Origin of the sequence: Catellatospora coxensis, from assembly GCF_016862635.1 — a bacterium.
GTDB classification, from domain to species: Bacteria; Actinomycetota; Actinomycetes; order Mycobacteriales; family Micromonosporaceae; genus Catellatospora; species Catellatospora coxensis.
In genome coordinates this window covers 1-12736 of record NZ_BONI01000040.1, presented here as the reverse complement: position 1 = coordinate 12736, position 12736 = coordinate 1, and the positions used below count along the sequence as shown (strand labels likewise).

The 12736-nt window shown below is 66.9% G+C and carries 8 protein-coding genes; 5 read left to right on the top strand and 3 right to left on the bottom strand.

All coding sequences use genetic code 11. The features are described from left to right. Window positions 1-85: 85 nt before the first annotated feature. Window positions 86-2161, bottom strand: a complete 2076-nt coding sequence (locus Cco03nite_RS22825) for a GmrSD restriction endonuclease domain-containing protein (RefSeq protein WP_203694222.1) — start codon at window positions 2159-2161, stop codon at window positions 86-88. Window positions 2162-2339: 178 nt separating this feature from the next. Between Cco03nite_RS22825 and Cco03nite_RS22820 the strand changes: the two genes are divergently transcribed. The 3 genes from Cco03nite_RS22820 to Cco03nite_RS22810 are packed head-to-tail and all read left to right on the top strand — an operon-like array spanning window position 2340 to window position 8838. Further along, window positions 2340-5879 carry a DEAD/DEAH box helicase family protein gene (locus Cco03nite_RS22820; RefSeq protein WP_239167585.1) on the top strand — a complete coding sequence of 1180 codons (3540 nt, stop codon included), beginning with the start codon at window positions 2340-2342 and terminating at the stop codon, window positions 5877-5879. 2 nt (window positions 5880-5881) lie between these two features. Next, window positions 5882-7279 carry a restriction endonuclease subunit S gene (locus Cco03nite_RS22815; RefSeq protein WP_239167590.1) on the top strand — a complete coding sequence of 466 codons (1398 nt, stop codon included), beginning with the start codon at window positions 5882-5884 and terminating at the stop codon, window positions 7277-7279. After that, window positions 7276-8838: a class I SAM-dependent DNA methyltransferase gene (locus Cco03nite_RS22810; protein WP_239167584.1), complete on the top strand. Its 1563-nt coding sequence runs from the start codon at window positions 7276-7278 to the stop codon at window positions 8836-8838. The genes Cco03nite_RS22815 and Cco03nite_RS22810 overlap by 4 nt, the downstream gene beginning before the upstream one ends. Window positions 8839-9278: 440 nt before the next feature. On the opposite strand, the gene Cco03nite_RS22805 is transcribed toward Cco03nite_RS22810, so the two are convergent. Continuing rightward, window positions 9279-10091 (bottom strand): hypothetical protein, encoded by an 813-nt coding sequence (locus tag Cco03nite_RS22805; protein WP_203694220.1) that lies wholly within the window; start codon window positions 10089-10091, stop codon window positions 9279-9281. A gap of 553 nt (window positions 10092-10644) precedes the next feature. Between Cco03nite_RS22805 and Cco03nite_RS22800 the strand changes: the two genes are divergently transcribed. Continuing rightward, the gene (locus Cco03nite_RS22800) at window positions 10645-11064 is read left to right on the top strand and encodes a VOC family protein (protein WP_203694219.1); all 420 of its coding nucleotides are present in this window, start codon (window positions 10645-10647) and stop codon (window positions 11062-11064) included. Between the two features lies 1 nt (window position 11065). Beyond that, a complete protein-coding gene (locus Cco03nite_RS22795) occupies window positions 11066-11587 on the top strand; it encodes a GNAT family N-acetyltransferase (protein ID WP_239167583.1) in 522 nt (173 codons plus the stop codon). Window positions 11588-11656: 69 nt separating this feature from the next. Here Cco03nite_RS22795 and Cco03nite_RS22790 read toward each other — a convergent pair whose 3' ends face one another. After that, window positions 11657-12583, bottom strand: a complete 927-nt coding sequence (locus tag Cco03nite_RS22790; protein WP_203694218.1) for a LysR family transcriptional regulator — start codon at window positions 12581-12583, stop codon at window positions 11657-11659. Window positions 12584-12736: the final 153 nt, after the last annotated feature.

The window sequence follows — 12736 nt, the reverse complement described above, 5'->3', positions numbered from 1 at the left end:
CCCGACGCGGCTCGACGCCTTGCCAGATCGACCGGCTCGAACCAACGAGCTGTTGGCCCGAGCCTTCCGCGACTCCGCGTCCTGATCACTCCGTGTTGTCGGAGGGATCAGCATCGCTGTCGTTATCATTGTCGAGCCCGATGCCGATCGCCTTGGCGAGGTCGGCTGCGGTCATTCGTTGGGTCTTCGCTGCCCGGCCCTGTGCGTCGAAGACCACGCCCTCTGATTCGAGCACTGCTCTTGGGTCGTCTGTCCGTTGCGGGTCCGGCCAGCGGAACTCGGCTGAGACAGCACCGTTAAGTTTCAGCACCCGGTGGGCGTTGGGCACCGCTACTGTCGCCAGGCGCGTGCCAACGGGGACCTGGTGCGAGCCGATCACCGCAGCCACGTCGCTGTAGCTCGTCCAGCGCCCCGCCGGGATGGAGGCCAGGACGCTCGTCATCAGAGCCCATTGGGGCTTGACCTGCTCGGCTACGGCACTGTGATCAGGACCGGGCCAGATCTGAACGATCTTGTCCGCCATCTCGCGGCCCCGCTGGTGGATCTCCGTACGGGCCCACTGGTCCGCGTCTGCGATCGCCCGGTTCATCGCCAGCCCGCTATCGGCGAGGATCTTCTTCTTCACCCCGAACGAATCGTTCGCGAGCTTGCCGTTGTACGCGGTCAGGCTCAGGTTCCCCAGGGTGTGAACCAGCGAGCCGTGCAACTCCTCGGGTGACTCACCCGGCGCGTCCGCCGCGAGCATCTCCAGCCACTCGGGCGTGGCGGACTGCGGCAGCACATGCTCGATGGTCAGCTTCGACTTGGCGAAATCGAGCGGCTCGTCATGCTCGTACGCCTCCTCGATACACCGCAGGACGTATGTCCGCTGCGGGCCGCGGCCGTTCCAGTAGAACGGGTTGGCCAGGACCGCCTCCCGGATGAGCTGGTCGGCGGGAAAGCGCCGCCGCGGTCCCGACAGCAGCCGAGTGATCTCCGCTGCGGTGGGTGCCGTGTCGCCGAGTTCCTTGACGATGGACATCAGCAACCGGTTCGTGTTGTTAGTCGGAATACCGGCGATCATGCGTCGAACCAGGTAGCTCTCCACGACCCGCAACGATGCGGCTGCCTCCGCGACAGTCAACCGGCCGTGTTCGTGTGCCAGCATGACGAGCAGCGCGATCGGCTCGACGACAGCGGCGCCCCAGCGTTTGAGCCGGTCCAGGGCGTGACGAAGCACCAGATCCTTCTCGAGTTCCGGCCGCAGGATGCGCGCGTACAGCCGTGCTCGGCGGTGCAGCTCCTCCACCCATGCCTCGATGCCGGCCTCGTCGGCGACGTTCATCAGTCGCTGCTGCTGCGCCTGGTAGGTCGACTCCTGCGTGGCCCGGTCGTCGCCACGCAGCACCAGGTCCAGCCACACCAGCTGGGTCAGTTCATCGTCGTTGAGCAGCTCCTGCAGCGGGACCCACTGGTGCTGGTAGACGTGCTCATCACGGGTGGGCAGCCGCATGAACAGGTAGTTGCGCAGCAGATCTGCCTGCGTGAGCCGCCGACCGGTGTGGTTGAGCGACTCGAAGATCCGGTACACGTTGTCGTCGGCGTGCGCCGCGATCTCCACGATGCTCAGGCGTGCCACGATGGCCTGCTCCAGCCGCTCCAGGTCGAAGGGCTGGCCGTCGTCGCCGGCGGCGAGCGCGCCGAGGAAGTAGCGGTAGGCGACGCCGATGGCGTCATCTCCTCCGGCATCCGCCTTGCGCTCCACCAGCGAGATCCACGCTTCACGGTCTGCCTGCGTCGGGAGCAGCGTGTACTTCGACAGTCCCTTCGCCCACTTGTTGAGCAGGTACAGGTCGTCGATCCGGGTGGCCGCCTCAGGATCGGTGTCCCGAACGTGGTCCCGGATCGCGCACAGCAGGATGCTCAGCGACGTCAGTCGCTGCTGGCCGTCCACCACCAGCCAGCTCTGCACGCCAGCAGGCGTGTTGGCGGGGTTGGGGGCGAGCACGACCGAGCCGAGAAAGTGCGTCACGGGCAGGTCGGCGTCCACCAGGCTGAGAAGGTCGTTCCACAGCTGCTCCAGGTGCCTGCGCTTCCAGCTGTAGCGGCGTTGATAGAGGGGAACGAGATACTGCCGCTCGCCCTGGAGCAGACCTTTCAGCGTCGTCTCGCCAGCCTTCACCGCGTCCCCAATCGTCGTGCGAAGACGCGATTTTCTCAGCGTGCGACAAGTCGGACGGCCTTGTGTCGCGAAGGCGACTGATGGTGTCCGGGCCGTTGTAACGAGATCGGCGTAGAGGACCAGCGTTGCTTATGATGCAGCGCGGGAAGCTTTCTCATCGAGCGGTGGGCGGGGCGACGTGGATAAGCGGCTGGCTGATCTGGCTCGGGCTTCGGCCAACTTCGGCAGGCTCTTCCACTACAACCCGCTGCTGGCGCTCTATGGCGCGCAGGCTGAGGCGGTCGTGTTCACCGACTCGAACGCTGCCTTGGTGCACACCCGCCAGTTCGGCGAGGTCCTGGCCGAGGAGTTGATCACTCGCGCCGGCCTGCGTGTGTCCGGCGACCTTCAGGTGCATCGTGTGGCCGCGCTGGCGAGCGCCGGAATGCTGACGCCCGGTGTGCGCTCGGCCTTCGACACGCTACGCACCGTTGGGAACCAGGCGACACACCGGCACATGTTCGACACGGCCCGTGCGCTGGGCTCGATCCGGGTGGCCTGGGAGCTGGGGGTGTGGCTGCACCGGGCGCTGTCCGGGGACCGCACCGTTGAGGGCTTCGTGCCGCCCGCCGAGCCGGTAATCGCCGACCCGGCCGAGCTCGCGGAGCTGCGCATCGCACTTCAGCGTGACCGAGAGGCGCTGGCCGAGTCGAAACTGAGGCTCACCGAGGTTGCGGATCTGGCCCAGGCGCACGAGCGCGCGCGGGTCGAGGCTGAGTCACTGGTGGCGGTGTCCCGCTCACGGCATGAGGAGCTGCGCGCGCAGAATGCGGCGCTGCTGGCCGAGCTGGCGGCGCTGCAAGCAGCGCAGCAGATGTCCTTCAACGTGCTCAAGGACCAGCCGAACAAGGTCAGCTCGAAGGACCGGGAGACGATCGTCGAGCGGGCGCTGCGGCCCGCGCCGCTCAACGAGGTCCAGGCGCGCCGGGTGATCGACAGAATGCTCGCCCAGGCCGGCTGGCTGGTCCAGGACATGGGCGAACTCAACCCCATGGCCGGGCGCGGAGTAGCGGTCCGCGAGTTCCGGCTGGCCTCAGGCCCGGCCGACTACGTGCTCTACGTCGGCGGCAAGATCGTCGGGGTCATCGAGGCCAAGCGGGAAGGCGAGACGCTCACCGCGGCGCAGAAGCAGAACGCCCGCTATGCCGGAGGTGTCCTGAAGGAGCATTCGTTCGCGGTGTGGCGAAAGTCGGAGCCCTTCGCATTCCGGTACGCGACCACCGGGACGGAGACCGTATTCCTCAACCGTCTGGATCCGTCTGCCCGCACCCGTGAGGTGTTCTCCTTCCACCGCCCGGAGACGGTCGCCGGATGGATGCGCCAGGCTGACGAGGAACCGGACGCACCTACCTATCGGGCGCGGCTGAAGTCGATGCCCACGCTGGAGACCAGCGGGCTGCGCCAGGCGCAGATCGATGCGATCACCGGGCTGGAAGCGTCCCTCGCCAATGACCTGCCTCGCGGCCTGATCCAGATGGCGACCGGTGCGGGCAAGACGTTCACCGCGGTCACCGAGACGTACCGCCTGCTCAAGCACGGCAAGGCCAAGCGGGTGCTGTTCCTGGTCGACCGCAACAACCTGGGCCGCCAAGCGCTCGGCGAGTTCCGCAACTACGTCACCCCCGACGACGGGCGCAAGTTCAGCGAGCTCTACAACGTGGAGCGCCTGGCCGGCGACCAGGTCCAGGAGTCCTCCAGCGTGCTGATCTGCACGATCCAGAAGATGTACGGGCTGCTGCGCGGGGAGGCCGTGGTCAACGACGACGCGGCCGACGACGCCGAGGACACGACCGCCGACGGCCTGGACTACGAGAACGACGCGCCGGTTTCGGTCGAGTACAACCCGCGGGTGCCACCCGAGTCCTTTGACATGATCATCGTGGACGAGTGCCATCGCTCGATCTACGGGCTGTGGCGAGGCGTGCTGGACTACTTCGACGCCTACATCGTCGGCCTTACGGCGACCCCGACGAAGCAGACCCTCGGGTTCTTCCATCAGAACCTGGTCTCCGAGTACACCTACGAGATGGCGGTCGCCGATGGCGTGAACGTCGACTTCGACGTGGTGCGCCTGTCGACCAAGATCGGGTCGCAGGGTTCGCTGATCGACGAGGGCACCACGGTCAAGGTCCGTAACCGCAAGACCCGTGCCCAGCGTCTGGAGCAGCTTGACGAGGACTTCGTCTACACCAACCGGCAGCTCGGGCGCTCGGTCATCGCCGAGGATCACATCCGCACCGTGCTCACGACCTACCGGGACAACTGGCGGCGCTGGTTCCCCGATCGGAAGGTGCTGCCCAAGACGCTCATCTTCGCGGCGGACGACAACCATGCCGAGGACGTGCTTCGCCACGCCAAGCTGGTCTTCGGGGAAGGTGACGACTTCGCCACGAAGATCACCTACAAGGTCCGTGCTGCTGGCAAGAACCCGGACACGCTCATCAACGACCTGCGTCACGACGCCGCGCTTCGTATCGCGGTGACGGTAGACATGATCGCGACCGGGACCGATGTGCGTGCCCTGGAGTGCGTGATCTTCCTGCGGGCCGTGCGCAGCGCGGTGCTCTTCGAGCAGATGAAGGGCCGCGGCGCCCGCACCCTCGACCCCGACGAGCTGCGCGAGGTCACCCCCGGAGCAGGCGCCGGGATCGCCAAGGACCGCTTCATCCTGCTGGACGCGGTCGGGGTCACCGACTCCCCGCTGGTCGACGCCAAACCCCTGACGGCCGCCAGCGAGAAGCAGATCAGCCTCGAAAAGCTGCTCCAGAAATGCGCGACCAAAGCAATCAACGAAACCGAGGCCGCCGCGCTCGCTGGCCGACTCGCCCGCCTCAACCACCAGATCAGCCCAGCCGAACGACAGGAGCTGGCCACCGTCGGCAACGGCGTGACCATCGCCGAGATCGCCCGCGGCATCGTCGCTGCGATCGACCCCGACCGGCAGGAACAGGCCGACGCGAAGGGCGGGCCAGCCGCCGCCCGCAAGCTCGTCGAGGACGCGATCGCCCCACTGACCGGCAACCCGCCGCTGCGCGCCCGCATCCTCGAGATCCGCCGCGACCACGACATCACCTACGACGAGACCAGCAAGGACGAGGTCATCAGCCTCGTAGAGGTGCCCAGGGAAGAGCGCGCCGCCTCGACGGTACATTCCTGGCGCGCCTACCTGACCGAGCACCGCGACGAGATCACCGCGATCCAAGTCCTGACCGCCGCTCGCGGCGGCGGGCGCGACGCGCTCGACAAGCTCACCGAGATAGCCGCACGCATCCGCAGACCACCGCATGCATGGACCCCGGACATCCTGTGGGACGCGTACGAGACCCTCGGCAAGTCAGTCGCATCACCCAGGGGAAACGCACAGCTGCCCGACCTGGTCAGCCTGATCCGCTACGAGCTCGGTCTGGACATCGAGCTCAAGCCCTATCGCAGCGCAGTCGAGGAACGCTTTGCGGGCTGGTTGCTCCGCCAGAGGCAGGCGGGGGCCGAGTTCACGGCCGACCAGGTGTGGTGGCTGGAGCAGATCCGCGACACGGTCGCCATCGGTGTGGGGATCTCAGTCGAAGACGTCCGTGGCGTACCCTTCACCGAGCGCGGCGGCCAAGCTGGCCTAGTCAGGTGCTTCGGCCGGGACCGCGCTCGCGCCTTGATCGCCGAGATGGATAGAGAACTAGCTTGAGCGTGGAACTCCCGGACGGGTGGATACGTATCCGACTCGGTGACCTTCTCCTCGGAATTGAAGCCGGAAAGTCCTACACCTGCGAGCCGCGACGCGCAGAAGCGGACGAGTGGGGAATCATCAAGGTCAGCGCCATGACTTGGGGAGAATTCGACGAACAAGAAAACAAGGCCGTTCCTGCGCACCGTCAACCAGATCCGCGATACGAAATTCGGCCCGGCGATGTCCTGGTAAGCCGAGCCAACACGGAGGCTTACGTCGGCGCACCTGTCCTAGTCGGGCAATGTCGCCCACGTTTACTGCTCTCAGATAAGAGTCTCCGTTTGATCCCATGCTCGGAGATAGACCGTCGTTGGCTCGTCTACATGCTCTCGTCTCCGTGGGTCCGAGCGCAGATCTCAGCGAAGGCGACCGGTGCCCAGGATTCAATGCGCAACATTTCACAAGACGCATTGGCAAGCATCGAAATCCTCCTCGCACCTCTCGCTGAACAGCGCCGCATCGTCGAGGCTCTTGACGGCCAGCTATCACGGCTCATGGCAGCCGACGCCTATGTCAACTCCGCCCGAAAGTGGATGTTGTCCTACGACAATGCACGACGACGTAAGCTTCTTGAACCGTGGCTCTCATCGACCCGTAAGCTCCACGAACTTCTTGCCTCACCGCTCGTCAACGGTCGCTCGGTGCCGACCGATGATGAAGGATTTCCCGTACTGCGACTAACGGCGATCAGGGATCGGGTTCTAGACCTTACAGCACGGAAGGGCGGCGCGTGGCATGAAGAAGATGCAAGGCCTTTCCTAATCAACCGGGGCGATTTCATGGTAAGCCGAGGCAACGGCTCGCTCCGCCTCGTGGCGCGAGGTGCACTTGTGGTCGATGATCCAGATCCGGTCGCGTTCCCGGACACCATGATTCGCGTACGCCCAGATTCGCGCGCGATTAATCCTGAGTACCTCGCGTTCGTATGGGATTCCCCGACTGTTCGGGAACAAATCGAATCCAAGGCACGCACGACTGCGGGAATCTATAAGGTAAATCAGCGCATCCTTGAGTTGCTTGACATCCCAGTGCCGCCACTCGACGTGCAGGCTGAAATTGTCAAGATCGCGTCGGAGCATTTCGCCGCCGCTAACCGTTTGGCAGCCGCCACACGGAGGGCTACACGCAGGTCACAGCACTTGCGTCGAGCCCTTCTCGCCAAGACTCTCGCTGGCAAGGTCCTCCCGCAGGACCCGTCGGATGAACCTGCCTCGATACTGCTCAAGCGCCTTGAGACTGAACGGATGAGCCGCCCGAAGGCAACCCGGCCTCGCAGGACCTCCGCCACGACATCTACTACACCACCAAGGCAGACCAGGCAGGTATCCGCCGGTATTCAGGAAGAGCTCCCACTGTGACCATCGAGACGACCACCGCCTCCGCTCAGGCTGAGACAAACTCCCTTGTCACGAAGCTGTGGAACTACTGCACGGTGCTGCGCGACGATGGCCTGTCGACGATCGATTACGTGGAGCAGCTCTCCTACTTGCTCTTCCTGAAGATCGCCGACGAGCAGTACCAAAGCGACCTGAGCGATCGCCCCAAGCGGGTCGTTCCCGAGAACCTGGACTGGGCGTCGCTGGTCGCGAAGAAGGGCGACGAGCTGGAGCGGCACTACCGGCATGTCCTCATCGAGCTGGCGAAGCATCCGCGCACCAACCTCGGCACGATCTTTGCCAAGGCACAGAACAAGATCACCGATCCGGCGAAGCTGCAGAAGCTCGCTGTCGATCTGATCGGCAGGCAGGAATGGGCCGCCGCCGGAGTCGACATTAAGGGCGACGCGTACGAAGGCCTGCTCGCCAAGGGCGCGGAGGACATCAAGACCGGCGCTGGCCAGTACTTTACTCCGCGCGCGCTGATCGACGCGATGGTCGCGGTCACCCAACCCACGCCAGATGACACGATCCTGGACCCGGCATGCGGCACTGGCGGTTTCCTGATCGCCGCGCACGCGCACATCGCGCATGAGTATCGCGGCCGCATGACCAAGGCGCAGCAGGACCGCCTGTCCAGCGGCGCGATCCGCGGGGTTGAGCTGGTTCCGGGCACCGCCCGCCTGGCCGCGATGAACATGATCCTGCACGGGGTCGGCACGAGCGACGGCCCGTCGCTGATCGACGTGCGCGACGCGCTGGCCAAGCAGCCGGCGGGCGACGAGCGGGTGTCCCTGGTGCTTGCCAATCCGCCGTTTGGCAAGAAGTCATCGATCACCGTTTACGGCACGGACGGGCGGCTTGACAAGGAGGACATCTCCTACGACCGCACCGACTTCCGCTCGACCACTACCAACAAGCAGCTCAACTTCGTGCAGCACATCATGTCCGTACTGAGGATCGACGGACGGGCAGCGGTGGTTCTTCCAGACAACGTGCTGACCGATGGCGGTGCCGGGGAGGCCATCCGGCGGCGCCTGCTCAAGGAGTTCGACGTCCACACGCTGCTGCGGCTGCCGACCGGGATCTTCTACGCCGGCGGGGTAAAGGCCAACGTGCTGTTCTTCGATAAAAAGAATCCCCGCACGGATGGCAAGCCGTGGACCTCGAAACTGTGGGTGTACGACTTCCGCGTCGGCGAGCACTTCACCCTCAAGACCCGGCCGCTGCGCCGCGCGCACCTCGACGACTTCGTCGCCGCGTACCAGCCGGGCAAGCCCCACAGCGAGCGCGTTGAGACCGAGCGGTTCAAGGCGTTCACCATCGACGAGCTACTCAAACGTGACAGGGTCGACCTCGACATCGCCTGGCTCAAGGACCCAGCGCTGGAGGACGGCGACAGCCTCCTGCCCCCAGCGGTGATCGCCCGCGAGATCGTCGACGACCTCCAGGCCGCCCTGGACGAGTTCGCCGCCATCGCGGATGCTCTGGGTGAGGTAGACGTCGACGAGTCGACAGTTGGCGAGCTGGCTGAGCAGTAACTGTTGCCGAAAGCTGCGGGCAGAGTCAGCGACCTGGTGCCTCGATCATAAGACCGTCCTGAGCGCGCCGCGTATAGCGCCGCGCTCAGGAGCGGATCATCGACCCTTGTCCAGGGTGCCCGGCGAACGCCGTGACCTGGCTGTCTGTACCGGCAGCGGACCACCAGCGACGGCCAGAACCGATTTCGCATTCTGCTGCGCCGGGCCCACTTTGATCTTGGATGCGAAACACCTGGTCCCATGCGGTGCGACGGGGCGGTCCGGTGGCGCGTGTTCCGGGCCGAGCGCGGTCACCCTCTCATCGCCGAGTGGTGACGGCTGCTCGGTGAAGAGGTGTGAGGTCCAGGCAAGCCGGAACGGATTCAGGTCTCACCCGGCGGCCTCGGCCCGCGCCGCGGTGAACGCGCTGTCCTCCGCGGCGCGGGGCCGGTGCGGCACGCTCAGTTCGGCGCGTAGATCTTCGTGGTGAGGCAGCGGGTGCTCAGGGACAGCGAGGACCGCCAGCAGGCGTTGACGTTGATGTTGCCGATCGCGATGGGCAGTTCGAGCTGCTGGGCGGTGCCGGTGCCGCAGGCCTGGCGGGAGGTGCTGGTGATGCCCGCGCTCAGCGACGCGCTCGCGCAGCCGAGCGAGTTGAGGTTCTGCACCTGCGCGACGACGGTCCGGGCGTTCTGGTTGGGGATGTGCGTCCCGGCTCCGTTGACCTCGACGCCGCTGCGGGCGAGGACGAACTTGTAGTAGACACTGCTGGTGTACCACCAGCCGGCCTTGGTGCCGACGGCGCCGACACCCGGGTCGGTGGCCGGGCTGGGCAGCAGGATGTCGGCGGCGCTGGCCACGGTCGTGCTGCCGCTCGGGATGCGCTGCACAACGAACAGCAGCGGCTCAGCCGACGTGAAGTCGACGAACAGGTGGTTCAGGCCCGAGCCGCACACCGTGTACTCGATCTGGCCGCCGGTGAGCGTGCCGTGGATCTGGACCCGGGCGCAGCTGCCGTCGGCGGCCGTGTCGGAGACCTGGCCGGTGAGGTACCGGTGGCCGGAGTCGGTGTCGTCGACGAAGACGTGGAGGTCGACGCCCGGGATCTTCGCGTCGAGGTGGGCCACGTTGGCGGTGTTGTAGGACCAGTACGCCGACCAGCCCGAGCCCGACGGGTAGGCGTGCGCGGCGGCCGGGTGGACGAGCACGGCCACCGCGGTGGTGACCAGTGCGGTGAGCATGACGGCGAGTGATCTGGTGCGGGGTCGGGCCATGGTGACCTCCGGGAGAGTCCACGAGAGCGGGGGGTCCAGGGTGGGTGCTGCGGTCTCGGCCGTCCCGGCTACGTCCGCAATGGGACACCTGCGGCTTCGGGTCAGGTGCGCCCGTGAAGGCCGGACCGCCTCGCGGAACGCCGCGGGCTGCTCGAACCACGGCAGATGCCCGGCGTCGAGGCTGATCCCGGCCGTGCCAACCTGTCCGCCTCGTAAGCGGTGCGCCAGGGGATCGGGTCGACGCCGGATCGTTGACCTCACGGCGCACCTTAGGGATCGGTTACGGTCGACGCGACCGTGGACGCAGTTCAGCGGCCACTGTCGGGGTTGCCCGGCATTCGTCGTGACCTGGCTGTCTGTACCGGCAGCGGATCACCCGTGACGGACAGCACCGTTTTCGCATTCTGCCGCGCCCGCCCCACCAGAGCTTGATGTTCGCAGGACCGCCATAACCCAGCGGTTATCCGCCGTTGCGGGCTTCGCCGTTGATCAGTGCCGGCCGGGCGGCGATCGTGGAGGCACCACATGATCGTGGTTTCCCGAGGAGGCACACATGAAGTTCACACTGGTGGGTATGGCGGTCGCGGCGCAGACGCCGGCCGTGAGCGCGGCGTGGTTCGCCGAGCACTTCGGCTTCACCGTCGGCATCGACCTCGGCTGGTACGTCAACACCCAGCACAGTGAACACCCGAACCTGAGCCTGGACTTCGTGCAGCGCGATCACGCGTCGTGGCCCGCGGCGACCCGCGGCAAGAACGTGGTCGGCACGCTGCTGGCGTTCCTGGTCGCCGACGTCGACGCCGAATTCGCCCGCCTGTCGGAGGCGGGGTTGGAGATGGTCATGCCGCTGGTGACCGAGCCGTGGGGGCAGCGCCGATTCCAGCTCGCCGGACCGGACGGGCTGCTGGTCGAGGTGCTGCAGACGGTCGCACCGGATCCGCAGTGGCTGGCCGACAACGGTCTCGGCGCGTGACGTGGTCGCGTTGATCGAGACCGAGCGGTTGCGGCTGCGGCCGCTGACCGCGGAGCAGGCAGGGTCGGTCGTGGCGGGGGAGCGGGCCGGACAGCCGTGGTCGGCGGGTTATCCGCGCGGCGACGACCAGGACGTCGCCCGGATGGCGCTCGCCCACCCGGCGGCCGAGCCGTGGTTCGGGCCGCTGCAGATCGTGGCGCGCGACAGCGAACTGGTCGTCGGTGGCATCGGCTTCTTCGGGCCGCCGGACGAGCATGGGGTGGTCGAGTTCGGCTACGGGGTGGTGCCCGCGGTCGAGGGGCGCGGTTACGCCACCGAGGCGCTGCGCGGCCTGCTGCGGTACGCGTTCGCCACCGGCCGGGTGCGCCGGGCGATCGCCGACACCGCCCACGAGAACGTCGGCTCGCAACGGGTGATGGAGAAGGCCGGGATGCGGCTGACGCACTCCGACGATCGACTGCGCCACTACGAGACCACCGAACCGGTCGGCCGGGGCACGGCCCGACACCGCCGACCCGCATGATCGCCGGCTGGACGGAGACCGGCCACTCGGCGCGCGGGCCGGTCGGCCGCCGGTTCGTGTGACGGGTCGTCAGCGGGGCGGCTGAGCGGGGTCGCCGGTCGGCGCGGTGTACGCGCGGGGCCCTGCCGCAGCCGCGACCTCTGCGAAGGCCTGTGCCCGCGCAGGCAGGTCGTCGGTGCGCCACACCAGTGCCCATTCGGTGAGCGGCGCGTCGTGGACCGGGATCCATGCCACGCCCGGGTGCGAGAAGTAGTGCAGCCCGTGCTCGTTCATCGGCGTGACGCACCGGCGTCCCGCCACCTGGGTCAGCACCTCGTGGAACGTCGTGACGGCCGGTCCGCGGAGCACGGGCCGGCCGCTCGGCGTCGACTGCGGCACCATCGACTCGATCCAGTATTCGAGCGCGGGTGACGCGCAGTGGGCGACCACGCGCCCGGCGAAGTCCTCCATCGACACCGAGGACCGGTCCGCCAGTTCGTGCCCGGCCCATACGCCCATCAGGCGGCCCTCGGTGAGCAGGACGGGTCCTTCGGTCAGGTCGGGTTCGCGCACCTGCCGCCAGACCAGGATCAGATCGAGGTCCCCGGCGCGCAGCGCGGAGAACGGATCACTGAACACGATCTCGCTCAACGCCACGTCGCACTCCGGATGGGCGGCCGTGAACCTCTCGATCACATCGCGGATCTCGTGTCCGACGACTCCCATGACGCCGAGCCGTACCGTCCCGGTCGTCCCGCGGGTCGATTCGGCCGCCCGTGTCAGGCCCTTGCGGATCGCGTCGTACCCGGTGCGCAGGTCGTCCCGCAGCTGCTCGCCCAGTGGCGTCAGGGTCACCGCACGGCTCGTGCGCTCGAACAGCGTCCCGCCGATCCGGCGTTCCTGCACCTTGATCGCCTGGCTCACCCGCGCCTGCGACACGTGCAGCCGTTCGGCGGTCCGGCCGAAGTGCAGCTCCTCGGCGAGCGTCAGGAAGATCTCGATGTCGCGCAGCTCCACGCAGTCTCCCCGCCGAATAACGCCTCGGTTATGGATCACGAGGGTTCGGGTTATGGATGCTACAGATCGCGCTCGTGGACGGCCAGGTGACCGCGTGAAGGCCCGGCCGACGAAAGCGGCGTGCCGCGGGATCCGGAAAGGATCCCGCGGCAC

Coding starts and splice junctions, on each gene's coding strand:
- Cco03nite_RS22805 (WP_203694220.1), bottom strand. CDS start 10,091: ATGGCCCGACCCCGCACCAGATCACTCGCCGTCATGCTCACCGCACTG.
- Cco03nite_RS22800 (WP_203694219.1), top strand. CDS start 10,645: ATGAAGTTCACACTGGTGGGTATGGCGGTCGCGGCGCAGACGCCGGCC.